Origin of the sequence: Thiemannella venezuelensis, assembly GCF_014203605.1 — a bacterium.
Classification (GTDB): domain Bacteria; phylum Actinomycetota; class Actinomycetes; order Streptosporangiales; family Streptosporangiaceae; genus Planomonospora_A; species Planomonospora_A venezuelensis.
Genome location: NZ_JACHJJ010000016.1, coordinates 171,300 through 193,914, shown reverse-complemented (window position 1 = coordinate 193,914; position 22,615 = coordinate 171,300). Strand labels below are relative to the sequence as shown.

Annotated in this window: 26 protein-coding genes; 11 read left to right on the top strand and 15 right to left on the bottom strand. The window is 72.8% G+C overall.

The features are described 5' to 3' along the window. Positions 1–431 precede the first annotated feature (431 nt). A complete protein-coding gene (locus FHS22_RS23170; protein WP_184944766.1) occupies positions 432–623 on the bottom strand; it encodes a hypothetical protein in 192 nt (63 codons plus the stop codon). A 136-nt stretch (positions 624–759) separates the two neighbouring features. Further along, the gene (locus FHS22_RS23165) at positions 760–1,143 is read right to left on the bottom strand and encodes a nuclear transport factor 2 family protein (protein WP_184944764.1); all 384 of its coding nucleotides are present in this window, start codon (positions 1,141–1,143) and stop codon (positions 760–762) included. 133 nt (positions 1,144–1,276) lie between these two features. Here FHS22_RS23165 and FHS22_RS23160 point away from each other — a divergent pair, with 133 nt between their 5' ends. After that, entirely contained in the window at positions 1,277–1,897 is a 621-nt protein-coding gene (locus FHS22_RS23160) for an SMI1/KNR4 family protein (protein ID WP_184944762.1), read from the top strand. A 69-nt stretch (positions 1,898–1,966) separates the two neighbouring features. Here FHS22_RS23160 and FHS22_RS23155 read toward each other — a convergent pair whose 3' ends face one another. From FHS22_RS23155 to FHS22_RS23140, 4 genes are all read right to left on the bottom strand, one after another. Beyond that, on the bottom strand, positions 1,967–2,461 hold the full coding sequence (locus FHS22_RS23155) for a hypothetical protein (protein ID WP_184944761.1): 495 nt from the start codon (positions 2,459–2,461) through the stop codon (positions 1,967–1,969). An 85-nt stretch (positions 2,462–2,546) separates the two neighbouring features. Further along, positions 2,547–2,900, bottom strand: a complete 354-nt coding sequence (locus FHS22_RS23150; protein WP_184944759.1) for a DUF3140 domain-containing protein — start codon at positions 2,898–2,900, stop codon at positions 2,547–2,549. 311 nt (positions 2,901–3,211) lie between these two features. Next, the gene (locus FHS22_RS23145) at positions 3,212–4,483 is read right to left on the bottom strand and encodes an erythromycin esterase family protein (RefSeq protein ID WP_184944757.1); all 1,272 of its coding nucleotides are present in this window, start codon (positions 4,481–4,483) and stop codon (positions 3,212–3,214) included. Between the two features lie 114 nt (positions 4,484–4,597). Then, positions 4,598–5,407 carry an oxygenase MpaB family protein gene (locus tag FHS22_RS23140; RefSeq protein ID WP_184944755.1) on the bottom strand — a complete coding sequence of 270 codons (810 nt, stop codon included), beginning with the start codon at positions 5,405–5,407 and terminating at the stop codon, positions 4,598–4,600. A 177-nt stretch (positions 5,408–5,584) separates the two neighbouring features. Here FHS22_RS23140 and FHS22_RS23135 point away from each other — a divergent pair, with 177 nt between their 5' ends. Then, positions 5,585–7,252, top strand: coding sequence for a diguanylate cyclase (locus FHS22_RS23135; protein ID WP_184944753.1), 1,668 nt, complete (start codon positions 5,585–5,587; stop codon positions 7,250–7,252). Positions 7,253–7,315: 63 nt separating this feature from the next. Here FHS22_RS23135 and FHS22_RS23130 read toward each other — a convergent pair whose 3' ends face one another. The 5 genes from FHS22_RS23130 to FHS22_RS23110 all read right to left on the bottom strand — a co-directional run bounded on the left by FHS22_RS23130 (position 7,316) and on the right by FHS22_RS23110 (position 11,646). Beyond that, a complete protein-coding gene (locus FHS22_RS23130; protein WP_184944746.1) occupies positions 7,316–8,371 on the bottom strand; it encodes a class I SAM-dependent methyltransferase in 1,056 nt (351 codons plus the stop codon). Between the two features lie 242 nt (positions 8,372–8,613). Further along, positions 8,614–9,651, bottom strand: coding sequence for a YihY/virulence factor BrkB family protein (locus tag FHS22_RS23125; protein WP_184944744.1), 1,038 nt, complete (start codon positions 9,649–9,651; stop codon positions 8,614–8,616). A 122-nt stretch (positions 9,652–9,773) separates the two neighbouring features. Further along, positions 9,774–10,475, bottom strand: coding sequence for a DUF3618 domain-containing protein (locus FHS22_RS23120; protein WP_184944742.1), 702 nt, complete (start codon positions 10,473–10,475; stop codon positions 9,774–9,776). Beyond that, positions 10,451–10,903, bottom strand: coding sequence for a phage holin family protein (locus tag FHS22_RS23115; RefSeq protein WP_338047894.1), 453 nt, complete (start codon positions 10,901–10,903; stop codon positions 10,451–10,453). The genes FHS22_RS23120 and FHS22_RS23115 overlap by 25 nt, the downstream gene beginning before the upstream one ends. A gap of 23 nt (positions 10,904–10,926) precedes the next feature. Beyond that, on the bottom strand, positions 10,927–11,646 hold the full coding sequence (locus FHS22_RS23110; protein ID WP_184944738.1) for a hypothetical protein: 720 nt from the start codon (positions 11,644–11,646) through the stop codon (positions 10,927–10,929). 330 nt (positions 11,647–11,976) lie between these two features. Here FHS22_RS23110 and FHS22_RS23105 point away from each other — a divergent pair, with 330 nt between their 5' ends. The 3 genes from FHS22_RS23105 to FHS22_RS23095 are packed head-to-tail and all read left to right on the top strand — an operon-like array spanning position 11,977 to position 15,311. Continuing rightward, positions 11,977–13,095 carry a sugar ABC transporter substrate-binding protein gene (locus FHS22_RS23105; protein WP_184944736.1) on the top strand — a complete coding sequence of 373 codons (1,119 nt, stop codon included), beginning with the start codon at positions 11,977–11,979 and terminating at the stop codon, positions 13,093–13,095. Positions 13,096–13,099: 4 nt separating this feature from the next. Further along, positions 13,100–13,924, top strand: a complete 825-nt coding sequence (locus FHS22_RS23100; protein ID WP_184944734.1) for an ATP-binding cassette domain-containing protein — start codon at positions 13,100–13,102, stop codon at positions 13,922–13,924. Further along, positions 13,905–15,311, top strand: a complete 1,407-nt coding sequence (locus FHS22_RS23095; protein WP_184944732.1) for a sugar ABC transporter permease — start codon at positions 13,905–13,907, stop codon at positions 15,309–15,311. The genes FHS22_RS23100 and FHS22_RS23095 overlap by 20 nt, the downstream gene beginning before the upstream one ends. Positions 15,312–15,404: 93 nt before the next feature. On the opposite strand, the gene FHS22_RS23090 is transcribed toward FHS22_RS23095, so the two are convergent. Both FHS22_RS23090 and FHS22_RS23085 read right to left on the bottom strand, forming a co-directional pair. Beyond that, positions 15,405–16,397: a sensor histidine kinase gene (locus tag FHS22_RS23090; protein ID WP_338047893.1), complete on the bottom strand. Its 993-nt coding sequence runs from the start codon at positions 16,395–16,397 to the stop codon at positions 15,405–15,407. A 95-nt stretch (positions 16,398–16,492) separates the two neighbouring features. Next, positions 16,493–17,062: a hypothetical protein gene (locus tag FHS22_RS23085; RefSeq protein ID WP_338047892.1), complete on the bottom strand. Its 570-nt coding sequence runs from the start codon at positions 17,060–17,062 to the stop codon at positions 16,493–16,495. 38 nt (positions 17,063–17,100) lie between these two features. On the opposite strand from FHS22_RS23085, the gene FHS22_RS23080 reads away from it, so the two are divergent. Both FHS22_RS23080 and FHS22_RS23075 read left to right on the top strand, forming a co-directional pair. Continuing rightward, positions 17,101–18,072 carry an NAD-dependent epimerase/dehydratase family protein gene (locus FHS22_RS23080; protein ID WP_184944729.1) on the top strand — a complete coding sequence of 324 codons (972 nt, stop codon included), beginning with the start codon at positions 17,101–17,103 and terminating at the stop codon, positions 18,070–18,072. Between the two features lie 102 nt (positions 18,073–18,174). Further along, positions 18,175–18,546 (top strand): VOC family protein, encoded by a 372-nt coding sequence (locus FHS22_RS23075; protein WP_184944727.1) that lies wholly within the window; start codon positions 18,175–18,177, stop codon positions 18,544–18,546. On the opposite strand, the gene FHS22_RS23070 is transcribed toward FHS22_RS23075, so the two are convergent. Next, the gene (locus FHS22_RS23070; RefSeq protein ID WP_184944725.1) at positions 18,527–19,249 is read right to left on the bottom strand and encodes an aspartate/glutamate racemase family protein; all 723 of its coding nucleotides are present in this window, start codon (positions 19,247–19,249) and stop codon (positions 18,527–18,529) included. The genes FHS22_RS23075 and FHS22_RS23070 overlap by 20 nt on opposite strands. A gap of 76 nt (positions 19,250–19,325) precedes the next feature. Between FHS22_RS23070 and FHS22_RS23065 the strand changes: the two genes are divergently transcribed. From FHS22_RS23065 to FHS22_RS23050, 4 genes are all read left to right on the top strand, one after another. Next, positions 19,326–20,231, top strand: a complete 906-nt coding sequence (locus FHS22_RS23065) for a LysR family transcriptional regulator (RefSeq protein WP_184944723.1) — start codon at positions 19,326–19,328, stop codon at positions 20,229–20,231. A 116-nt stretch (positions 20,232–20,347) separates the two neighbouring features. Next, positions 20,348–20,680 carry a hypothetical protein gene (locus FHS22_RS23060; protein WP_184944721.1) on the top strand — a complete coding sequence of 111 codons (333 nt, stop codon included), beginning with the start codon at positions 20,348–20,350 and terminating at the stop codon, positions 20,678–20,680. A 62-nt stretch (positions 20,681–20,742) separates the two neighbouring features. Further along, positions 20,743–21,309: a GNAT family N-acetyltransferase gene (locus FHS22_RS23055; protein WP_338047891.1), complete on the top strand. Its 567-nt coding sequence runs from the start codon at positions 20,743–20,745 to the stop codon at positions 21,307–21,309. Between the two features lie 165 nt (positions 21,310–21,474). Further along, complete coding sequence (locus FHS22_RS23050; protein ID WP_184944717.1) at positions 21,475–22,035, top strand: dihydrofolate reductase family protein; 561 nt, start codon at positions 21,475–21,477, stop codon at positions 22,033–22,035. Between the two features lie 17 nt (positions 22,036–22,052). On the opposite strand, the gene FHS22_RS23045 is transcribed toward FHS22_RS23050, so the two are convergent. Next, complete coding sequence (locus FHS22_RS23045) at positions 22,053–22,451, bottom strand: aminotransferase class IV (protein ID WP_184944715.1); 399 nt, start codon at positions 22,449–22,451, stop codon at positions 22,053–22,055. Between the last annotated feature and the right edge of the window lie 164 nt (positions 22,452–22,615).

The window sequence follows — 22,615 nt, the reverse complement described above, 5'->3', positions numbered from 1 at the left end:
GCCCAGCCGGAGCCCTTCGACGGCCCATCATGACCCGAGTCTGAATCCCCGACCCGGGTCTGAAAAGACCACCAAGATCTTCAGGACACTCCTAGCGCGTGTTTCAGGAGTGCTGTGGGCCGGTCGCCCGACGACCGTGACCCGCTGGCCCGCAGAAGCATGTGTCGGTCGTAGATGGGCGGTGAGGTCTCCGGTAGACCGTTCGACGACCGAGAGGAACGGAACCGGAGACCTCGTGGCCACCGTACCGGCGGCGAGTCGGCACGACCTGGCCGATGCGCGGTGGCCGGCGCTACACCCCCTGCCGGCGCCGGGGCCGGAAACCCCTCGTCGTGGCGGTGACCGGTGGGCAGCGCGGCGACAGCCCGCAGTTCACGAAGGTCCTGGCCTGTATCCGGGTGCCGCGCCCGGCCGGCGGCCACCAGGCGCGGTCACGTGGGATAGCGCACGTCGTCGACGTCGTACTCCCCGCCGAGAGCGCCCAGGCGGACGCCCTCGGCGCTGACCTTCACCTGGGTTTCGAACTCGCCGGACCCGTTGTCCGCGAGGCCCAGGGCGGAGACGGTCAATGCGGCCAGCAGGGCCGCCAGCGCGGCGGAGCGTCTGATCTTCGTCTTGTGCATGCGCCGACGGTAGACCGGACCTCTTGCGGATCACTTGGAGCTCCGGACCGGCCGGCGCGTCCTCGCCGCCCTCCGGTTCAGGGACCGGTCGCCGAAGGAGCGGCGCCCGGCGGGCGACCGCCGGGCGAGCCCGCTCTCACCAGCGCTCCACGAGGTGTTCGCGACCGGACGGCGGCTCGTACGGCTCCGGCCAGTAATCGGTGACCCGGCTGATCAGCCCCTGGTCGGAGAGCTCGAACCACACGCATGCGTCCTGGTGCTCGGCGCCGACCCGCGCGTCGATCCATGCCGCGGCATGGCGGCCGTCGGCGACGATCCGCCTCACCTGAAGATGCCAGTCGCCGGGATACTCCATGTTGAACCGGAGGAAGGCCGATCTCCCGCGGATCCGTTCACGGGTCTGCGGCATCTCGTACACCACGTCCTCGGCGAGCAGGGACCCGAAGCCGTCCCAGTCGCGTCGCTCGGCGTTGTCGACGTAGGCCTGTACGGCGCGCCGGCTTCTCGCTGTCTCGTCCATGCGGCGGACCCTACATCCGGGTGCCGACACCCCGGCCTCGTCCGGTCCCGGCCCTGATCGGCACCGCCCGGCCGGTCGGACGGTCCGTGCACCGGCCGATGCTCCCTGATCGCGCTGCCGTACGGTATGCCCCATGAGCGTCCCCGGAGTCCCCCGCTACCCGTGGCTGGAGCTTCTCCTCACCGTGAACCGCGCGGTCCATGAGGAGCACGCGCGGAGCGTGGCTTCCGCACCGCCGGAGTCGGCGCGGTTGATGGCCGCGGACCCTCCCCCCGAGTGGCTGGGCACGCCCGGTGCCGCCGAAGCGGAGATCGTGCGGCACGAGGAGCGCCTCGGCATGCGCTTGCCGCCGAGTTACCGGGAGTTCCTTGAGGTCAGCGACGGCTGGGACGAGACGGGTGCCGCCGCCGGCCCGTTGCTGCCGGTCGGCGGGACCGGCTGGCTCCGCGAGCTCGACCCGGATCTGGCCGACACGTGGTCGTCCTCGTACGAGGGCCTGAGGATTCCCGATGAGGACTATTTCGTCTACGGGCAAGGGCAGGACACCGCGGCCCTCAGGACCGAGTACCTGCGGGACACCCTGCGGATCGGAGAATACGACGACGGCACGTACCTCCTCAATCCGCATGTCACGACCCCGGACGGCGAGTGGGAGGCCTGGTACCTCGCGGCATGGCTGCCCGGGGCCGTACGCTTCCGCTCCTTCTGGGACCTCATGAACCGCCGGTTGCGGGAGTACGCGGAGACTCCGTAGGGGGCACGGCCCGGCCTGCCCCGCGAAGAGGCCCGGCCGGCGGAGGCCCGGCCGGGCCGGAGCGGGTCGTCAGACGCCGAGTTCGTCGCACAGGTCGGCGTAGCGGTCGAGGTGGTCGGGGTTGACCCGGAACCGGCTGAGACCGATCACGTCGAACTCGTCCTCCGATTCGGACGCCCGCACACCGAGTTCGGCGAGCGCCTCGTTGATCGACGCCTGGGCGGACGTCAGCCGCCTCTCACCGGCGAACGCCGCGGCCCACTGCCCCCCGATCCCGGCGAAGTACTCCGTCTGGATGATCGCGAACCGCGGCTCGTCCGTGCCGGTCACCTCACGGACGAGGTCGCGCAGCACCGCCTCGTCCGGGAATGTCGAGGGGAGGCCGTCGGGCAGGTCGAGTCGTGCGTCGTTGCCCCGGATCGCGGCCCAGTAGGCCGAGAAGAAGTGGTCGATCGGGAACACGCCGACGTCGCCGTGCACGAGTTCGGCGTGCAGCCCCACCGAGCGGGCCCGCTCCGCGTCGACCGCTCCGGCCACGACGAGAGCGCAGATGTGGTGACCCATGTCCGCATCGTATCGGCGGCGGATCGCGCCGGTGCCGTGAGCGGCGGCGCGGTCCACCGGCCGCTCACGGCACCGGGCCGCCCGGTCAGCCCTCCGTTCTGGAGGGCCGGAGCGGGTCGTGGCCGACCGCCATCAGCGCCCGGCGCCGCTCGTCGTCCCTGACGTTGGCGGAGGCGTGGGCCTCGGCGTCCTCGGCGACGCCGACGACGCGCCGCATCGTCTCGACGTCGTCCGGGGTGAGGTCGACCTTGCGCTTCCCGAGGATCCTCAGCACCTCCCGGCCGAGGCCGGGCATCCACTCGCCGGGGTCGGCCGAGGAGGCCTCCTCTCCCGAGCCGGAGGCCATCAGGAAGGTCCGCAGTTCCTCCGACGTCATGTTCACGAAGTCGTGGAACTCCTGCCACAGCCGGTCGAGGTCCGGATCGGAACGGTCGGTCATGGTGCTCTCCTGTCTTGTACGGCGTCCGGTACGGCCACCGCGCGGGGCCCGGCGGCGGCCCCGGGCCGTCACCGGTGCGGCCGCGTCGCCGGACACGTCACCGGCCGCGCCACCGGGTGAGGGACCGCGGGCCCGGCGGGCCCGGTCCTCTTCCCTTCACCGGACCTTCCGTTCCCCCGGCCCGCCCGACGACGCTAACGATTCCGACAAATGACAGCGTCTTTCCTGAATTTCAACGAATCATCACGAAAGGGATTCCGGTCCGGAGGCGGCGCAGCGGTCGCCCGCCGCCCGGCCGCCTTCCCCGTCTCTCACACCGCCGTCGGGAACGTCTCCAGCTCCTCCTCCTCGGGCGGCTCCCCGTGCAGCGGGTGCAGCGCCTCGCTGCGGTCGAGCCAGAGGAAGGCGTCGTAGCGGCGACCGAGCACCGTCGGCACGTAGTTCCCCCACCGCTCCCGCTCGGGACGGTAGACCACCCCGACCGCCCGGTGGCCCATCGGCCGGTCGTACCAGCCGGGCCGGTCCCCGGGGGGCGGCACGACGAACAGCGCGCGCTCCAGCTCCGCGGCGTGCATCAGGGACTCCAGCGACGCCGCCCGCGCCGGCGGCACCCGCATGACCTCGGCCGGTGCGCCCCACCGCTCCGCCGCGACCACCGTGCCCCGGTGGGTGCCGAAGCCGACGAGCACCACGTCGTCGCCGTGCCGCTCACGGGCGAGCTGGCCGAGGTTGGTCATCCCGGCGGCGGCCATGTCGGTGGCGCGGGCGTCGCCGATGTGGGTGTTGTGCGCCCAGACGACGCCCTTCGCGCCGGCCCCGTAGAAGTCCGCCAGCCGGTCGAGGGTGTCGGCCATGTGGATGTCGCGGACGTTCCACGACTGCGCGCCGCCGCGCACCATCGTCCGGTAGTACTCCTCCGCCCCGGCCACCACCTCCGCGTTCTGCCGTACGGCGAAGCCCGCCTCGTCCCCGGGCGCGGCCTCGATCACCGCCGTGAGCAGGCCGACGACCTCCTTCTCGCAGGACTCGGGCGACAGCCTCGCGATCATCCCGTACTGCTGCGGGTCGTGGCCGTAGGCGTCGAAGCAGTCGACCGCGCGGAGCACGGCGTCCACCTGCCCGGGCAGGTTCTGCGCGGCGTAGCGGCGTACGGCCCGCAGGGAGTCCCAGAGGCTGTAGACGTCCAGGCCGTGGAAGCCGCAGCGGCGGTCCTCCGGCCGGGCCTCGTTCCACCGGCGCAGCCACCGGCAGAACTTCACGACCTCCTCGTTGGCCCACATGAAGGTCGGCCAGCGGGCGAAGCCGTACAGGGCGTCGTAGGGGTCCTCGGCCTCGGGGCGGGTCACCGACCGGTGCACCCGTTCGCAGTCGGGCCAGTCCCCCTCGACGCCGACGAACCGGAAACCCTTCTCCGAGATCAGCCGGCAGGTGAGCGCGGCCCGCCAGGAGTAGAAGTTGTGCGTGCCGTGGCTCGCCTCCCCGATCAGGACGTAGCGGGCCTCGCCGATGCGCTCCATGAGCGGGTCGAGGTCGTCGGGGGCGTCCAGCGGCAGCGCCGACCGCCTGATCTCGTCGGGACCCATCTCCGCCTCCTCCGCGCGGCTCCGGTCACGTGTTCCGGGGCCGCCGCCTCCGGAGCCATCACGGATCCCTTACCCGGCGCCCGCGCGCCCATGCCGCGCGCTCAGGCCGCGCGCTCAGGCCGCGCGCCGCAGCGTCCCTCCCCTGGACGACATCCGCTTGCGCAGCTCGCTCAGGTAGTAGTCGCGCGGCAGGGTGCGCAGCCGCATGGGCAGCCGGGGGTAGACGACGGCCAGGGCCCGCATGAGCACGGTGAAGCGCGCCTGCCGGGCGGGCGACCAGTGCCAGCCGTACTGCTCACGGATCGGCGCGGGCATCAGCCCCGCGGTGATGAGCCGGATCGTCGGCAGCCCCGGCCGCATGTACCAGGGCAGGTCGGGGTTGAGCACCTGCTCGGCCACCGCCCGCGAGGCGTCGCTGATCTTCAGCGTGGCGAGCATGTCCGCGTAGTAGACGCGGAAGTCCTCGTAGGTGGCGGGGACCAGCTCGGGCGGGCAGCCGAGGATCGTGGCGAAGACCTTCGACTGCTCGTAGTAGGCGGTGAGCTCGGCGGCGTCCAGCTTCCGGAACAGGGCCTCGTAGATGTGGACCCCCGTGGCGAACAGCGTCGCGGCGACCCAGACCTGGAGCTCCGGGTCGTTCGCCCGGTAGTCCGGGCCGGTCACCTGGTCGTGCATGCGCGTCACGACGGCGCTCAGCCGCTCGGCCTCCTCCCGGGTGCCCCAGGAGACGGCGTAGACCCACTGCATGGTGCCCCGGAGCCGGCCGAGCGGGTCTTCGGCGGTGTAGCTGTGATCGTACACGCCCTGGGCCACCTTGGGGTGGGCGGTCTGCAGCAGCGACGCCGCCCCTCCGGCGGCGATCAGGATGCCCTCGCGCGCGACCACGCGGATCAGGTCGTCATCCTTGAACAAACCGTTACTCATACACGCACCATAAGTAAGTCGTTACTTTTTTACAAGGGTCCGCAGATCCATCGGCAGGCGCGGGCCCGGGTCGAGGGAAACCCCCGGAGAGATGCGGACGGTGAATTCCTCATGCCGGAGGGTCACCGTGCCGATGAAGACCGGAGACAATCTCCGGACGCCCGAGGAGGGAGCAGGATGCTAGGACTGCCGTTCCTGGTCCTGCTCTTCATGGTGGCCACGGCCGTGGGCACCGCGGTGACCGCCGTCGGCTGGCGGCGGCGGCAGGCGGCTCCCGCGGTCGGCGCGCTGGCGCTCGTCTCGGCGGCGATCGTGGTGTGGTCGGCGGTGGACACGCTCATCTTCCTGGTCCGGGACGTCCGGGTCGCGCACCTGCTGATGATCGTCAAGTTCCTCGGCGTGTCCGCGATCCCGGCGGGCTTCTTCTGCCTCTCCCTGGCCGTGATCGACCGCATGTGGCGGCTGCCGCGCCGTACCGCCCTGCTGCTGGCGGTCGAACCGGTGCTCGTCCTGACCGCGGTCACGACCGACCCCCTGCACCACCTGTTCTTCCTCTCGTCCGGCACGGTCGATCCGGTCGGCTTCGTGAGGCCCCACTTCGGCCCGCTGTTCTGGGCGCACGCCGTCTACAGCTACCTCCTGCTCTCCGTGGGCGTGGCGCGGCTGGTCCGCGCGTGGATGCGGGGGCCGCGCGCCCAGCGGAGGCTGTACGGAGCCATCCTGCTCGGCGCCGTCCTGCCGGCCATGGCCAACATCATCGCCCTCTCCCTGCAGGACGACGCCACGGACCTGACGCCCGTCGGCTTCTGCGTCACCGCCGTCGTCACCTACTGGGCGCTCGTCCACCACTCGCTGCCCGAGCTGATCCCCGTGGCGCGGGAGCACGTCTTCGACATGATCGGCGACGCGGTCGCCACCATCGACGCCTCCGGCCGGCTCCTCGACCTCAACTCCGCCGCCGAGCGCATGCTCCGCCGGCTGGCGCACGACCTCCCCGACCGGCTCACCGGGCACTCGTTCGAGAACGAGTTCGGCGGGCTGCCGCCGGACGAGGGCGGGGAGAGCGACCTGACCCTCAGGGACCGGGACGGGCGGGAGATCGAGGTGAACGTGCGCAGCGGTCCGCTGCACGACAGCCGGGGCGGGCGCGTCGGATGGATCATGGTCATCCGGGACATCAGCGCGCTCAACCGGCAGCGGCGCGAGCTCGAGCAGGCCAACACCCGGCTGCGCGAGCAGCGGTGGGAGGTGGAGCAGGCCAACACCCGGCTGCGCGAGCAGCTGAGCACCATCGAGGCACTCCGCGCCGACCTGGCCGAGCAGGCCGTCCGCGACGCCCTGACCGGGCTGTACAACCGCCGCCACCTGATGGAGGTGCTCCGGCGCGAAGTGGCGCTGGCCGCGGCCGGCGGCGGGCCGCTCAGCGTGGCCCTGCTCGACGTCGACCATTTCAAGCAGGTCAACGACGGCTACGGCCACGGGGTCGGGGACGAGGTCCTGGTCCGCTTCGCCGGGCTGCTGTCCGGGCAGGCCGGGCCGCGGGACGTCGTGGCCCGCTACGGCGGCGAGGAGTTCGTGGTCGTGTTCCCCGGGGCCACCGGCGAGCAGGCGCGGGCCCGGACGGAGGCGCTGCGCGCGCGGGTGGCGGGCGAGGCCGCCCGGATCGGCGGCCACGACCTGCACGTCACGTTCAGCGCCGGTGTCGCCATGCTCACCGGCGGGCAGGGGCCGGACGGCCTGCTGCACTCCGCCGACGAGGCGCTCTACGCCGCCAAGCGCGGCGGCCGCGACCGGGTCGAGCTGGCCGCCGCACCGGACGGCCCGTCCAGCAGCGCGGCGGCGTAGGGGCCTCGCCGCGAGGAGGCCGCCGGCCCCTCCCCCGGGGAGTCCGGGCGGCCCTCCCGGAGGTCAGGGGCGCGCCTCGATGACCAGGTTGTACTCGGTGGTGAGCGCCAGGCGGACCCGGCTGAACCCGGCCTGGACGAGCACCTCCCGCAGCCGCTCGGAACCCGCCTGGGCGCCCAGGGCGAGACCGGGCTCCTCCGACAGCGAGTGGGGCACGCACATGACGGTCGAGGCCGCGTAGTAGCTCATCGAGACCGGGTTGCCGATCCGGTCCTCCAGCCGGTCGGCCGCGGCCGGCTCGACCACGAGCAGCGTGCCGTCCTCGGCCAGGGCCTCCCGCGCCCGCCGGGCGGCCGCGACCGGGTCGCCCATGTCGTGCAGGGCGTCGAAGAAGCAGATCAGGTCCCACGGACCGGCGGCGTCCTCGGTGGCGTCGCCGACGTGGAAGTGCACGCGGCCGTCCACCCCGGCCTTGGCCGCGGCCTGGCGGGCGGCCTCGACCGAGGCCTCGTGGTAGTCGATCCCCTCGAAGCGCGAGGCGGGGAACGCCTCGGCCATGAGCAGGGTCGAGGTGCCGTGCCCGCAGCCGACGTCCAGGACGTGCGCGCCGGAGCGCAGCCGCTCGACCACCCCGTCCAGGGCGGGCAGCCACTGCTGGACGAGGGACATGCGGTAGAGGGGGGCGAAGAAGCGCGACACCCCGGTGAACAGGCGCGGGTCGTGCCGGTGCCATCCGAAGCCCTCGCCGCTGCGGAACGCCGCGGCGATGCCGTCGACCGCGAGCCACGCGGCCGCCGCGGCCTCGATCTGCCCGGCCCGCGAGGTGACGGCGTCGTCGTCGGCCAGCACGGCGGCGTGCTCGTCGGGGAGCTCGAAGGCGCCGGTCGCGGGGTCGTAGGACAGGTGCCCGGCGACGGCCTGGGTGGAGAGCCACTCCCGCAGGTACCGCTCCGACAGGCCGGTCCGGGTGGCGAGGTCCGTGCTGGTCAGGGGCCCGGCCCCGGCCATGGCCCGGTAGATTCCGAGCAGGTCCCCGAGGTGGTTGGAGAGGCTCAGGGTCGCACCGAGCGCCTCCTGGGCGATCTGGAGGTAGAACTCCTCGACTTTGGCCGCGTTCATGATGATCTTCTCCCGTTGGTTGTCGTTCGACCTCAGGGAGCATCGGATGCCGTGCCTTCACGGCCCTGTCGCACGGCTGCCGCCGGCCCTGTCACGCGGCTGTCACCGGTCCCGCCGTACGGCGCCGCCTCGCCGTACGGCCGCCGCAGCGCCGTACCTCCGGCCCCGGTCCGCCCCGGTCCGCCCCGGCCCGTACGGCCCGGCGGGACCCGTGCGGGCCGGGGCCGGTCCCCCTCCAGGGGTCAGTCCCCGTCCATCTTCCGGGTGTCGCGGGGCTCGACGTAGGGCTCCTCCTCGGGCGGGTGCCCCTCCTCGATCGCGCGGGCCCGGGCGAGTTCGGCGTCGAACTCCACCCCGAGCAGCACGGCGATGTTCGTGATCCAGAGCCAGATCAGGAAGACGACGACGCCCGCGAGGGCGGCGTAGGTCTTGGCGTAGGAGCCGAAGTTGGCCACGTAGAACCCGAACCCGAGGGACGCGACGATCCACAGCACGACGGCGAGCGTGCTGCCGGGGGTGATCCAGCGGAACCCGGGATGCTCGACGTTGGGCGCCAGCCAGTACAGCAGGGCGAGCACCAGCGTCACGGCGAGCACCAGGACCGGCCACTTGGCGATGTTCCAGACGGTCACCGCGGTCTCCCCCAGACCGAGGACGTCGCCTGCCCGCCGGGCGAGGTCGCCGGTGAAGACCACCGCAACGGCCCCGGCCGCCGTCAGGACCACCAGGACGGTGGTGATGGCCAGCCGGAGCGGGAGGGTCTTCCAGAGGGGACGGCCCTCGGGCATCTCGTACATGATGTTGGCGGCCCGCATGAACGCCGCGACGTAGCCGGAGGCCGACCAGAGCGCGACGGCGATGCCGATGACCGTGGCGATCCCGGCGCCCCGCTGGCTCTCCTGCAGGGTCAGCAGCACGGTGTGCAGAATTTCCTTGGCGGGCCCCGGTGCCAGCGCGCCCAGGTTGTCGATGAGCGGCTGGGTCGCCGACTCCCCGAACAGGCCCAGCAGCGAGACCGCGGCCAGCAGCGCCGGGAAGACCGACAGCACCGCGTAGTAGGTGAGGGCGGCGGCCCAGTCGGTCAGCTTGTCCTGCTGGAACTCCTTGGCGGTGCGTCTGAGCACGCCCCACCACGAGTGTCCGGGCAGTTCGGTCGGGCCGTCGGGGACGTCGCCCCGCCCCGGTCCGCGGCCGGGGGCGGCGGGGCTGCGGGAGTCCTCGTCGTCCGCCCGGCGGGCGGGGGCGGCGCCGGAGGGGCGCCGGGCGCCGTGGTCTGTCATGCGTCACCGTCTTCCGGGGGAACCGCTCTTGCAGGGGAACCGCTCTTCAGGGAACCACCGCGGGGACGCCACGGGGACGCCGCCGCCCCGGTCGTGCCGGGGACGGCGGCGGCGCCCTGCGGCTACCGGTGGGACCGGGCGTGGTCGGCCACCTGGTGAGCTTGCTCCTTCGCCTGCTCGCCCGTGGTCCGCGCCGCCTCGGTCGCACTCTCCTTGACGTGCTGGGCCGTCTCCTGGGCGATCTCCCTGGCCTCCTGCCCGAGGTGCTGGGCCGAGTCCTGGAGCGCCGTCTTGACCGGCGTCACCATGTCGCCCGCCTGCTCCTTGAGCTGTTCGGCGGCCCGCTGCTCGGCCTCGCTCCTGGGGATGAGGGTCGCCGCGAGCAGCCCGGTGCCGAAGGCGATCAGCCCGGCGGCCATCGGGTTGCCCTGGGTGCTCCGCATCGCCTGCTCCGGTGCCTCGCGGACCGCTCCGGCGGCCTGCTGCGCGCCGTGCTTGACGGTCTCGGCGGCGTGCTGGGCGCCGTGCTTGACGGTCTCGGCGGCGTCCGAGGCGGTGCTCCGCACGGTGCCCGCGGCTCCGGCGGCCGTGTCGTGGACGGCGTGCGCGGCGTGCCCGGCCTGCTCGCGCATCTGGTGGGCGGCGTGGGACGGGGTGCCCATCACGCGCTCCCGGACCGAGCGCATCTTCTGGCGCATCCGGTCGCGGCGGCGCTGCATGATCCGCGTCGGGTTCGTCCGCTCGGCGAGCCGGTCCACGTCGGCGGCCAGCGCCGCCCGGGTGGCGTTGATCTCAGCCCTTATTTCGTCAGGTGCCGCGCCCATTGTGCGTCCTCCTTGAGCGTTTCGATTGTCTGCTCCGGCTTGGGCGAAACCTGCTTCATCCGGGATCGCCCGTTCACGAACAGCGCCGCGCCGATCCCCGCCCACACGGCGGCCACGATGAGCGCGGCCCATCCCAGGTCCATGACGTTGCCCAGGCCGAACATGACGGCCAGCGTCACCAGCAGCGCGGTCATGGCGCCGGCGAACCCGGCACCGCCGAGCATCCCGGCGGCCTTGCCCGCCTTGACCGCCTCCTGGCGGACCTCGGCCTTGGCCAGTTCCACCTCCTGGCGGAACAGCGTGGACAGGTCGTTGCCGATCTCACCGACCAGTTGCCCCAGGGACGGCTGGGAGGACCGGAGGTCCTGGATTCTGCCGTCCCGCTGCGCGGGCGCGCTCACTCCGTCCGCGCGTGCGGGCGGGCTCACCGTCTCTCCGCGGCTGGGCCGGCTCATCGGTTGTCACCGTCCCAGGTTCTCGGCGCGGACGTGGGGACGCCCCCGCTCAGCCGCTCTCCGGAGAGGACGGACGGGGTCTGGGACTCGGCGGGCTGGGTCGTGGAGGCCTGGGGGGACGGCTGCGCCACCGGCTGCGCGGGGGCCGCCGGCGCGAAGGTCGGAGTGGTGGGCGGAGGCGTGGACGGGGTGGGCGCGGTGCCGCTCCCGGTGCCCGTCGTGGCCTTGGCGATCCGGCCCGCCAGGAAGCCCGCGGCCAGTGCGCCGGCGAGGAAGACGCCCGGGCGGCGGCGGGCGAAGCTCTGGATCTCCTCCACCACTCCGGCCAGCCCGTTCTGCTCCAGGTAGTCGGCGGCTCGCCGTCCTCCGTCGGCGACCTGGTGCATCATCCCGGAGACCGGCGAGTCGGGTTTGGCGGCGTCGCTCATCGAGGACAGGTCGTCGGCCCACTGGCGGATGCTCTCCGCGGCCCGGCGGCTCTGGTACTGCGCCTGCTCGCCCGCGCGGTCCCGCAGCCGGTCCATCGCGTGGCGCGCCTCGTCCCTGGCCTGGCCCGCCACCATGCGCGTCTGCTCCCTGGCGACCCCGGCCACCTCTCCGGCCGCCGACTTCGCCTGCTGGGTGGCCTCTCCCATGGGCGATCTGCCCTGGGCGGGCCTCTGAAGCTCCCCGTTCTGTCCCGGGCTCTCCCCCATCCCGGTCGGATACTCGTTCACCGAATGCCTCCAACGGTTGTGCGTCTTCGGTCCATGCGCCGCTACCCTCGCAGGCCTCCTGCATGCACAAACTGCTCAAACCGGTGCCAATGATCTCCTTTCGGAATCAGCACTTTGCCGCCCTGACCTCGGCGGGCGGACCGCCCCGCGGAGGCGGCCCGACCCGGCCTTTCGGCGAACGGAGCCCCACCTGCCACCCAAGCGGGCCCCAGCAGGACCCCCTCCCCGCCAAGACCTCGCCATGATCGACCCCCGCACGGCGTCCTCGTGTCGGTTTCGGGTACTCCTGTCGCTGATGACATGAATTGACCGTTTATCGGGGGGTTCGCGATGAAGACGGTTCGTTGGGCGATGGGTCCCGCCGTACTCGCGGTGGCACTCGGGATGACGGCCTGCGGGACGGCGGGACAGTCCGGGGAGCCCGCCACGCCGGCCGCCACCGGAACCGCCGCGACCGGCGCCGCCGGCGGCTTCAAGATCGGCCTCCTGCTGCCGGAGTCGAAGACCGCGCGGTACGAGAAGTTCGACCGGCCGCTCATCACCGAGGAGGTCACGGCCCTCTGCCCCACCTGCGAGGTCGTCTACACCAACGCCAACCAGGACCCGAACCAGCAGCAGCAGCAGGTCGACTCGATGCTCACCAACAACGTCAAGGTGCTCATCCTCGACGCCGTGGACGCCAAGGCGATCGCCTCGTCGGTGGTGAAGGCCAAGCAGCAGGGCGTCAAGGTGGTCGCCTACGACCGGCTGGCCTCGGGCCCGATCGACGCCTACACCTCGTTCGACAACGTCCAGGTCGGCAAGATGCAGGGAGAGGCGCTGCTCGCCGCGCTCAAGGAGGGCGGCGACCCCAAGCGCGGCCCGATCGTGATGATCAACGGCTCGCCCACCGACCCGAACGCGGGCGACTTCAAGAAGGGCGCCCACTCCGTGCTCGACGGCCAGGTGACCGTCGGCAAGGAGTACGACACCCCCGACTGGAGCCCCGACCAGGCCAACACCCAGGCGACCGGAGCGTTCACCGCCCTCGGCGCGGACAAGGTCATCGGGATCTACTCGGCCAACGACGGCATGGCCGGCGGCATCGCGCGCGCGATGCAGAACGCCGGAGTACCCAAGGGCACCCCGCTGACCGGCCAGGACGCCGAGCTCGCCGGCATCCAGCGCATCCTGCTCGGCACCCAGACGATGACCATCTACAAGCCGATCAGGCCCGAGGCGAAGAACGCCGCCCAGCTCGCCGTCGACCTCGGCTCCGGCAAGACGGTGCAGGGCACCGGGACCGTGGACAACGGGAGCGGCTCCCCGATCCCGGCGATGATCATCCAGCCGATCGTGGTCGACAAGGACAACATCAAGGACACCGTGGTCAAGGACGGCTTCTGGAAGGCCGAGGAGATCTGCACCGCGGACGTCCAGGCGGCCTGCCAGGCCGCAGGGATCTCCTGACGCCATGACCGCCGTACGGGAAGGTGCATCCGGGACGCCCGTCCTGGCGTTGGAGGGCGTCTCCAAACGCTTCGGCGCGGTCCAGGCCCTGGCGGACGTGGACCTGCAGGTGCGCGCGGGCGAGGTGGTCGCCCTGGTCGGCGACAACGGCGCCGGGAAGTCGACCCTCATCAAGGTGATCGCCGGCGTGGGCCCCGCCGACACCGGAGAGATCCGCTGGGAGGGCCGCCCGGTCGCGGTCACCAGCCCCGGCGCGGCCCAGGCGCTCGGCATCGCCACCGTCTACCAGGACCTCGCGCTCTGCGACAACCTCGACGTGGTGGGCAACCTGTTCCTCGGCCGGGAGCTGCGCCGCTTCGGGGTCCTGGACGAGGTCGCGATGGAGAAGCGCTCCCGCGACCTGCTGCACACCCTCTCCATCAGGATCCCCAGCGTCCGCATCCCGGTGGCGTCGCTCTCCGGAGGCCAGCGGCAGACCGTGGCGATCTCCCGGTCGCTGCTGGGCAGGCCGAAGGTCGTGCTCCTGGACGAGCCGACCGCCGCCCTCGGCGTCGAGCAGACCGCCCAGGTCCTCGACCTGGTGGAGCGGCTCCGCTCCCAGGGGCTCGGGGTGATCCTGATCAGCCACAACATGGTCGACGTGAAGGCCGTCGCGGACCGCGTCGCCGTACTGCGCCTGGGCCGCAACAACGGCGTCTTCGACGCGGACCGGACCTCGCAGGAGGAGATCATCGCCGCGATCACCGGGGCGAGCGACAACGCGGTCTCGCGGCGGCGGACCCGCACCGACGTACCGGAGGAGGCCTCCGATGACCGATCCCAGGAGTGAGGAGAACCCGTCGGGCGCGGCGGGCCCGGCCCGCTCCGCAGGTCCGGGCGGCACCGCCGGAGGCCCCTCGGGCCCGGGCGGCGGGGGAGGCCGCCGGGGCGGCTCGCGGCGCGCGGCGGGCCCGAAGCACCGCACGGACCCGCTGGGACCGGCCGGACCGGCCGCGCAGGCCCAGGCCGACCCGCGCCTGCTCGTCCGCGAGCGGGGGTTCGCCGGGTACGCCGGCGAGTTCAGGCGCCGGATGCACAGCGGCGAGCTCGGCCCGCTCCCCGTCGTGGTCGGCCTGGTCGCCATCTGGATCATCTTCCAGAGCCTGAACGACCAGTTCCTCTCGCCGCAGAACCTCTCCAACCTCAGCGTGGACATCGTGGCGACCGGCCTCATCTCGGTCGGCATCGTCTTCGTGCTGCTGCTCGGGGAGATCGACCTGTCGGCGGGCGCGGTCAGCGGCGCGTGCGCCGCGGTGCTGGCCGTACTCCACGTCAACGAGGGCTGGAGCGCCTGGGCGGCGATCGCCGCGGCCGTGGCGGTCGCCACGGCGCTGGGGTTCGTCCACGGGCTGTTCTTCGCGAGGATCGGCGTGCCGTCGTTCGTCGTCACCCTGGCCGGCATGCTGGCGTGGACGGGTCTCCAGCTCTGGGTGCTGGGCCCCAACGGGACCGTGAACCTCCCCTACGAAGGACTGGTCGCCGGCCTGACGAGCACCTACTTCAACCAGGTCATCGCCGCGTACGGCCTGGCGGGCCTCGCCGTGGCGGGTTTCCTCGCCGTCTCCCTGGTGGGGAACGCCCGCCGCCGGGCCGCCGGGATCCCGACCCGGACGACCGGGGACGTCCTCCTGCGCACCGCCGGCCTGGCGGTCCTGGCGTTCGGGGCGGCGTACGTCCTCAACCAGTACAAGGGCCTCCCGCTCGCCCTGCTGATCTTCCTCGTGGTCGTCGTCGCGGCCGACTTCGTGCAGCGCCGCACCCGCTACGGCAGGAGCGTCTTCGCGGTCGGCGGCAACATCGAGGCGGCCCGGCGCGCGGGCATCAACGTGGCCATGATCCGGATCTCGGTCTTCATGATCTCCGGTGCGATGGCCGCGGTCGGCGGCATCTTCGCCGCCTCCCGGATCGCCTCGGCCAGCCAGGCGACCGGGCAGAGCAACGTGCTGATGATGGCCATCGCCGCGGCCGTCATCGGCGGCACCAGCCTGTTCGGCGGGCGCGGCACGGCGTACTCGGCGCTGCTGGGCATGCTGGTCATCCAGTCGATCTCCTCCGGGATGGCGCTGGAGGGCGTGAGCAACTCGATCCAGTTCATGGTCACCGGGGCCGTCCTGCTCGCCGCCGTGGTCATCGACTCGGTCTCCCGGCGCAGCCAGAAGGCGGCCGGACGCGCCTGAGCCGGCCCGCGGCGGCCGTACGGCGGGGCCGCCGGAGAGCGCGGGACCCGAGGCGGGGGCCCGTCCCGGACGCCGCCGCCGGGGCGGTTCCGGTCAGGCGCCGGCGGGGCCGCCGACGTCGAAGTGGACCCGGATGGTGGTGCCCTGCGGGCCGGTGTGCACGCGGACCAGGTCGCCGAGGAGATGGGTGACGAGCAGCCCGCGCGAGCCGAGCTGCCGGGGATCGGCGGGGTGGCGTCCGGCGAGCCGGTCGGTGATGTGGCCGGCGTCGCTGACGGACATGACCACCTGGCCGTCCTCGGACCAGATCCGCAGGCTCCCCGAGCCGCCGCCGTGGTCGAGGCTGTTGGCGGCCAGCTCGCTGGCGACCAGCCGCAGGTCCTCCAGGCGCTCTCCGGCCAGGCCGATGCGGGCGGCGTGCTCGACGGCGAAGGCGCGGGCCCGGCCCAGCGGGTCGTCGCAGAAGCCGTCGCCGTAGCTCATCGCGGCGGCGCCGGGCGGGGCGGGCAGCGGCACGTTGCACTCCCGCAGGACGCTCTCCAGCGCGTAGCCGGGGCTGGGGCGGGTGCCGGAGCCGTCCATGAGCACGGGATGGGTCCGCTCGGCGTCCTTGATGACCGCGGGGTCCAGGCCGTCGAGGTCGTAGGGGCACAGGATCGTGACGTCCCGGCCGGCGAAGGCCGCGTTGATCAGCGCCTCGTGCTGGAGGCAGGCGGGGTACTCCGCCGCCGAGCGGCCCGGCCAGATCGGCTCGCCGATGATCCGCACGTGGACGTCCGGATGGAGGTCGGCGAAGGCCCGCAGCACGTTGGCGATGATCCGCCCGGGGTTGCGCCCGGCCTCGCCCATGTCGAGCAGGCTCACCTCCGCCGCGTCCTCGCCGAGCTCGCCGCGGATCAGCTCCAGGTTGCCCCGGGGCACGGCCACCGCGACGGGCTCTCCCGCCGCCAGGCCGTCCCGGACGAACCGGGTCGTGCCCGCCAGGTAGTCGGCGGCGCCCCGGTAGAAGAAGGCGGGATGCGTGAACGGCTCGGCGGGCGCGCTCCGAGACGGGCCGTACGGCCCCGCCTCTGGCTGAATCGTCACGCTGACCGCCTCGTGAATAGCCGAACCGATGCTTCCAAAGTACCCTCTGCCGATATTGCCGGGACGGGCATCCACCCAAATGAGATGAGCCCGGCTCAGCCGCCCAGCACGTCGATTATCCGCCGGACGGAGTCGTCCCAGGGCCGCGCGGCGACCACGGGGACGCCGGCCTCCCCGGCCCGCTCGGCGAGCCAGTCCCCGTAGCGGGCGCTCGCCACGGCCCGCCCGCGCTGCTCCCCTGCGCCGGGCTCGCGGCGGAGGTAGTTCTCCACGAGCTGCTCCGGGTCCGGCTCGTGCAGGACGATCCCCGCCACGCCCTCCCGTACGGCCAGGCGCGGCAGGAGGTAGTCCCCCTCGACGACCGCCGGGGTGCCGGTCTCCAGGTGGTTGGCCACGACCGCCTCCACCGCCGGGACGAGCGCCTCGGCGACGGCGGCCTGCAGCGCGGCGATCTCGTCCGCCGGCAGGTCCGCGTCCTCGGGACGGGTCCGCCAGTGGTGCAGCAGCGGCTGCTGCTCGGGGGTGGTCATCGCCTGGAGCGCCTCGACGATGTCGTCCACCTCGACGATCGGGACGCCGTAGTGCCGTGCCAGCGGGTAGCTCACCCGGCTCTTCCCGGTCCCCGACGCGCCCGCGATCAGGAGGACCTTCCAGTTCCTCGTCACGGGCGAGAACATAGCCGATGTAGGGAAGGATGTCCGGTATGCGTATCTTGATCATCGGCGGCACCCGGTTCGTCGGCCGGCACATCACCGAGGCCGCGCTCGCGGCCGGGCACGAGGTCTCCCTCCTCCACCGGGGGCGGACCGGCCCCGGCCTGTTCCCCGAGGCGGAGCACCTGATCGCCGACCGCGACACCGGCCTGGAGATCCTGCGCGGCGCGGAGTGGGACACGGTGATCGACGTCAGCGCCTACCTGCCGTCCCAGGTCGAGGCGCTGGCCGGCGCGGTCACCGCCGGCCAGTACGTCTTCGTCTCCACCACGGCCGTCTACGCCGTCCCCGAGGCGCCGGGCTTCACCGAGGAGTCCCCGCTCGTCGACTCCTCCGGCCCGGTCCCCGAGACGGTGACCGGCGCGACCTACGGGCCGCTGAAGGTGCTGTGCGAGCGGGCGGCGACCGGGCGGTTCGGCCCCGGCACGCTGGTCGTCCGCCCGACCTACGTGATCGGGCCCCACGACTACACCGGCCGCTTCACCTACTGGGTGAACCGGATCGCCCGCGGCGGCGAGGTCCTCGCCCCCGGCGACCCGTCGGCCCCGATCCAGGTGATCGACGGGCGCGACATGGCCTCCTGGACCGTCGCCATGGCGGAGAAGGCGAGCGGCGGCGTCTTCCACGCGGTCAGCCCGCGCCCGCCGTTCACCTTCGGGGACATGCTGGAGGCGGTCGCGGCCGAGGTCGCACCGGCCGGGACCACCCTGACCTGGGTGGACGGGGACTTCCTGCGCGCGGCGGGCCAGGACGGCCGCTCGCTGCCCCTCTGGGGCGAGGACGGCGAGAGCACCGGGATCAACACCGCCGACCCGTCCGCCGCCTACGCCGCCGGGCTGAGCCCGCGCCCGCTCGCGCAGTCGGTCCGCGAGATCCGCGCCGCCGAGGCGGACTTCTCCGTCGAGACCACGATCACCCCGGAGAGGGAGGCCGGGATCCTGGCCGCCTGGCACGCCCGCTGACCGGCCGGCCCGCGCGCCGTACGCCGTCGCCCGCCGGAACGGGCCCGCCTCCCGGCCGGTGGCGCGGCCCGGCCCCGGCCGCCCGTCTGCCAGAATCGGCGCATGCTGGAGATCAGGACGGTCGTGCTGGGCGTCGAGGACGTACGGCGCGCGGTCGGGTTCTGGACCCGGGCGCTGGGCTACGTCCCGCGCGAGAACGAGACGCGCGACGACTGGGCCGTGCTCGAACCGGCCGGCGGCGGCCCCGGGGTCGCGCTCGCGCTCGGCCTCAGCGTCTCCCCCGTCCAGGAGCACCCGCGCGTCCACCTCGACCTCTACGCCCGCGACACCGCCGACCAGGCCGCCGAGGTCGAGCGGCTGGTCTCCCTCGGCGCCGTCAGGGTCGACTGGGACCTCTACCCCGAGGACCCCGACTTCGTGGTCCTGGCCGACCCCGACGGCAACCGCTTCTGCGTCATCGACCCGACCCACTGAGCTCCGCCGTGCCGGCCAGGGCCAGGTCCACGGCGCGCTCGACGTGGATGCGGGTGGAGTCGAAGACCGGGACCGGGCTGTCCTGCGGGCCGACGAGCAGGGTGATCTCGGTGCAGCCGAGGATCACCCCCTCGGCTCCGCGGGCGGCCAGGTCCGCGATGACCCGCCGGTACGCCTGGCGGGAGGACTCCTCGATCCGGTTGCGGGTCAGCTCCCGGTAGATGACGTCGTGCACCAGGGTGCGGCCGGGCTCGTCGGGGACGACGACCTCGATCCCGTGGCGGCGCATCCGGTCGCGGTAGAAGTCCATCTCCATGGTGAAGCGGGTGCCCAGCAGGCCCGCGGTCGTGACCCCGGCGGCGGTGATCCGCTCCGCCGTCGCGTCGACGAGGTGCACGAACGGCACCGTGAGCACGGCCTCGATCTCCTCCGCGACCCGGTGCATGGTGTTGGTGCAGAGCAGGACCATCTCCGCTCCGCCGGCTTCGAGGGTCCCGGCCGCCCCGGCGAGCAGCCGCCCGGCCGCCGCCCAGTCACCCGCGCGCTGCATGGCCTCGACCTCGGCGAAGTCCACGGTCAGCATCAGGCTCCGGGCGCAGTGGTGGCCGCCCAGGCGGCGGCGGACCTCCTCGTTGAGCAGGCGGTAGTACTCCGCCGACGACTCCCAGCTCATGCCGCCGATCAGGCCGATGGTTCGTGTCATGCAGGCAGCCTGCCGCCTCCGGCGGCGCCTAGGTAGACCTGGCTTTCTTGGGCGACCCCCAAGCCATACTTATGGCATGGACCCCCACCGCCTGCTCGTCTTCCGGGAGGTCGCCCGCGCCGGGTCGATCGCGGGCGCGGCCCGCTCCCTCGGCTGGACCCAGCCCGCGGTCAGCCAGCACCTGCGCCACCTGGAGCGGCGGGCGGGGGTGGCGCTGGTGGTGCGCCGCCCGCGCGGCGTCCGGCTCACCGAGGCGGGCGAGGTCCTGCTCCGCCACGCCGACGCCGTCGCCGTCCGGCTGCACGCCGCCGACGACGACCTGGCCGCCCTGGCCCAGCTCCGGCAGGGCACCGTACGGCTGGCCGCCTTCCCCTCGGCCAGCGCTGCGGTCGTCCCGGCCGCCATGAGCCTGCTGGGCGAGCGCCATCCCGGGGTGGACGTACGGCTCCGCGAGGCCGAGCCGCCCGAGGCGCTCGCCCTGCTGGCCGCCGGGGAGGCGGACCTGGCCGTGACGTTCTCCCACCCCGGGCAGGAGCCGGACGATCATCCCGGCCTGGTCCGGGAGGCCGCGGGCGAGGACGCGGTCCTGCTGGTCCTGCCGGACTCCCACCCGCAGGCCGTGTCCACCGGTCCGCCGGTGGAGCTGCGCTCGCTGGCGGCGGAGAAGTGGATCGCGGGCTGCGAGCGGTGCGCGGCGAACCTCCGCCGGACCTGCGAGGAAGCCGGGTTCGTCCCCGACGTACGGCACGGCACCGACGACTACGTGGTCACCCAGGCGCTGATCGCCCGGGGCCTGGGGATCGGGCTGCTGCCCCGGCTCGCCCTCGACGCCTTCACCGCCCCCGGCGTCGCCGTCCGCCCGGTGCCCGGACTCCGCCCGCGGAGCCTGCACCTGGTCCATCCCCGCGAGGCCGACCAGATCCCCGCCGTCCGCGCCGCCGTACGGGCCCTGCGCGACGTCCTCGCCCCGGCGCCGGGCTGAGCGGGGCCGCCGGATCTCCGCGCCCGCGGCGCGGCGGAGCCCTGCCCGGCCGCCCGTTCACATGATCGGTAGCCTGGACGCCGACGCCCGGAGCCGATCCCAGGGGTGACCAGCCGATGCAGCCCGAACGACCGCTTCCGGCCCTGACCCGGGCCGAGCAGGACTTCCTCCACCACTACCTGAAGGTTCTCGAACTCCTGGGCCGGATCAACCCGGCCTCCGCCGAGTACACCTACGCCGGTGTCAACGCCGCGCAGGCGCTGGTGACGGAGGCGGCCGGGCTGCGCGACGCGCTCACCTCGATGTACGACCGGGCAGAGAAGGAGATCCACCGGGAGCCCCTGGTGCGGACGCTGCGGATACTGGGCGCTGAGGAACGCATCCGCCGGCTCTCCCTGGCCGGTCCGGAGCCGGACCCCGACGCCGCTCCCCCGCCCGCCCCCGAATGACCCGGCCCCGCATGACCCGGGCCGTGCCGCTCGCTCCGGTTCCGGGGAGCAGAATGGTCCGGGTGACGACATCGGACGCTTCCCACACCGTCTTCGCCCCCGGGATCAGCCTCTCGGGACCCGGTATCCGTCTTCGCGAGTGGACCGACGAGGACCTGCCCGCGATGGTCCGGCTCTTCGACGAACCCCAGGTCGACCGCTGGACCCCGCTCCGCTCCCCCTTCACGTTCGAGGCCGCGCAGGCGTACCTGGCCAGGGGACGCGAGGGGCGCGCCGCCGGTCTCCGCATCCATCTGGCGATCGCCGGGGAGGACGGGAGTCCCCGCGGGGAGGTCCTGCTCTTCCGCACCTCCGCCGCGGACCCCGACGCGGAGCTCGGCTACGTGATCGGCGCCGAGCACCGGGGACAGGGGCTGGCGGCACGGGCCGTACGGCTGATGACCGGCTACGCGTACGACACCCTGGCGATGAGCCGCGTGCTCCTGCGGATCGCCCCGGGCAACGAGGCCAGCGCCGCGGTCGCGCGGGCCGCCGGTTTCCGTCTCACCGACGACGAGCCCGTCGTCCGGGATCGCGGCGACGGCACCGTCACCCTGCTCACCTGGTGCCACCGCCGGGCCGCGGCCTGACCCTCCTCCCGGCGGCCGTCCGGGGCCTCCTCGGAGCCGAGGCCTGGGCCGGCGGCCACGAAGTACCTCATGATGGTCGCGCCGGGCGCGGTGCCGGGCTCCTTCGTTTGCCATCGGCGCCCCCGGTGATCAACAGTGGTCGCAGGACAATCTCCGGAGGCATCCATGAGAAAGATCTTCTCGTTCATGATGGTGACACTGGACGGGTACTTCGAGGGCCGAGACCATGACCTCAGCTGGCACAACACCGATGAGGAGTTCAACGAGTTCTCTCTGGGCCAGCTCGACGAGGCCGGCACGCTCATGTTCGGACGCCTTACCTACCAGATGATGGCGGAGTTCTGGCCGACCCCGGCGGGGAAGAAGGCCGACCCCGCGGTCGCGGAGCGGATGAACGGCACAGACAAGATCGTCGTCTCGCGAACGCTCGACCGGACCGAGTGGGCCAACACACGAATCATCAGCCGTGACGCCGCCCGGGAGCTTACGAGGCTCAAGCAGGAGCCCGGCAAGGACATCGCCATCCTCGGCAGTTCCAACCTGACTGCGAGCGTTCTGCAGATGGGACTCCTCGACGAACTGAGGATCATGATGAATCCAGTCATCCTCGGGGGCGGCGCCCCACTCTTCGGGGACACGACCAGCAGGATCGACCTGAAACTGCTCAAGACCAGGACCTTCGGCTCCGGCAACGTCCTGCATTCCTACCGGCCCGTCACCGTCTGAGGCATCGACCCGAACGTTCACCGGGCCCGTACCGGGCCGTCCAGATCCGTGACCGATCCCGCGGATGCCCTTTCCCCTTTCAACGGAGGCAAAGCCCCGGTCGACGTCGGCCGGTTGGAGACCAGGATGCCCAGGTGCGCGTCGGCCCCGGACGGGCCAGGTCGAGCGCCGGATCGAACACGGTGCACGATCCGGGGAAGCGTCGCCGCCGTGACGGCGCGCCGGGTGAAGCGCCGTACCAGGTCGAGGTCGACGCCGTGGAGGGTCCGGCAGTCGTGGAGGAGCCTGTCCAGGCGCAGGGAGAGGCCGCAGACCTGTCCACCCTCCTCCACCCGCATCGAGGTGAGGTGCCCGTAGTTGTACAGCCCGAGCGCGCTGAGCTCGTCAGGTGTGACCGGTCGTCCGTTCAACTCCATGTGATCATCCTCGTAGTCTTCAGCCCACGCATAGGAGGCGACCCCATTCTGCCGACGTTGAGGACGGGTGAGTTCGCCGAGCGGGCCCACGTCGGCAGGATCCACGACCACACTCACCGTACGGGTCTACTCCTCGCAGCCCGAACGCCGGAGCGACCCGGGCC

Excerpts from the sequence above, each read along its gene's own strand:
- FHS22_RS23160 (WP_184944762.1), top strand. The coding sequence starts at position 1,277 with ATGAGCGTCCCCGGAGTCCCCCGCTACCCGTGGCTGGAGCTTCTCCTC.
- FHS22_RS23065 (WP_184944723.1), top strand. The coding sequence starts at position 19,326 with ATGGACCCCCACCGCCTGCTCGTCTTCCGGGAGGTCGCCCGCGCCGGG.
- FHS22_RS23150 (WP_184944759.1), bottom strand. The coding sequence starts at position 2,900 with ATGACCGACCGTTCCGATCCGGACCTCGACCGGCTGTGGCAGGAGTTC.
- FHS22_RS23170 (WP_184944766.1), bottom strand. The coding sequence starts at position 623 with ATGCACAAGACGAAGATCAGACGCTCCGCCGCGCTGGCGGCCCTGCTG.
- FHS22_RS23095 (WP_184944732.1), top strand. The coding sequence starts at position 13,905 with ATGACCGATCCCAGGAGTGAGGAGAACCCGTCGGGCGCGGCGGGCCCG.
- FHS22_RS23080 (WP_184944729.1), top strand. The coding sequence starts at position 17,101 with ATGCGTATCTTGATCATCGGCGGCACCCGGTTCGTCGGCCGGCACATC.
- FHS22_RS23155 (WP_184944761.1), bottom strand. The coding sequence starts at position 2,461 with ATGGGTCACCACATCTGCGCTCTCGTCGTGGCCGGAGCGGTCGACGCG.
- FHS22_RS23100 (WP_184944734.1), top strand. The coding sequence starts at position 13,100 with ATGACCGCCGTACGGGAAGGTGCATCCGGGACGCCCGTCCTGGCGTTG.
- FHS22_RS23125 (WP_184944744.1), bottom strand. The coding sequence starts at position 9,651 with ATGACAGACCACGGCGCCCGGCGCCCCTCCGGCGCCGCCCCCGCCCGC.
- FHS22_RS23145 (WP_184944757.1), bottom strand. The coding sequence starts at position 4,483 with ATGGGTCCCGACGAGATCAGGCGGTCGGCGCTGCCGCTGGACGCCCCC.
- FHS22_RS23165 (WP_184944764.1), bottom strand. The coding sequence starts at position 1,143 with ATGGACGAGACAGCGAGAAGCCGGCGCGCCGTACAGGCCTACGTCGAC.
- FHS22_RS23135 (WP_184944753.1), top strand. The coding sequence starts at position 5,585 with ATGCTAGGACTGCCGTTCCTGGTCCTGCTCTTCATGGTGGCCACGGCC.
- FHS22_RS23070 (WP_184944725.1), bottom strand. The coding sequence starts at position 19,249 with ATGACACGAACCATCGGCCTGATCGGCGGCATGAGCTGGGAGTCGTCG.
- FHS22_RS23120 (WP_184944742.1), bottom strand. The coding sequence starts at position 10,475 with ATGGGCGCGGCACCTGACGAAATAAGGGCTGAGATCAACGCCACCCGG.
- FHS22_RS23140 (WP_184944755.1), bottom strand. The coding sequence starts at position 5,407 with ATGAGTAACGGTTTGTTCAAGGATGACGACCTGATCCGCGTGGTCGCG.
- FHS22_RS23075 (WP_184944727.1), top strand. The coding sequence starts at position 18,175 with ATGCTGGAGATCAGGACGGTCGTGCTGGGCGTCGAGGACGTACGGCGC.
- FHS22_RS23130 (WP_184944746.1), bottom strand. The coding sequence starts at position 8,371 with ATGAACGCGGCCAAAGTCGAGGAGTTCTACCTCCAGATCGCCCAGGAG.
- FHS22_RS23060 (WP_184944721.1), top strand. The coding sequence starts at position 20,348 with ATGCAGCCCGAACGACCGCTTCCGGCCCTGACCCGGGCCGAGCAGGAC.
- FHS22_RS23105 (WP_184944736.1), top strand. The coding sequence starts at position 11,977 with ATGAAGACGGTTCGTTGGGCGATGGGTCCCGCCGTACTCGCGGTGGCA.
- FHS22_RS23050 (WP_184944717.1), top strand. The coding sequence starts at position 21,475 with ATGAGAAAGATCTTCTCGTTCATGATGGTGACACTGGACGGGTACTTC.
- FHS22_RS23045 (WP_184944715.1), bottom strand. The coding sequence starts at position 22,451 with ATGGAGTTGAACGGACGACCGGTCACACCTGACGAGCTCAGCGCGCTC.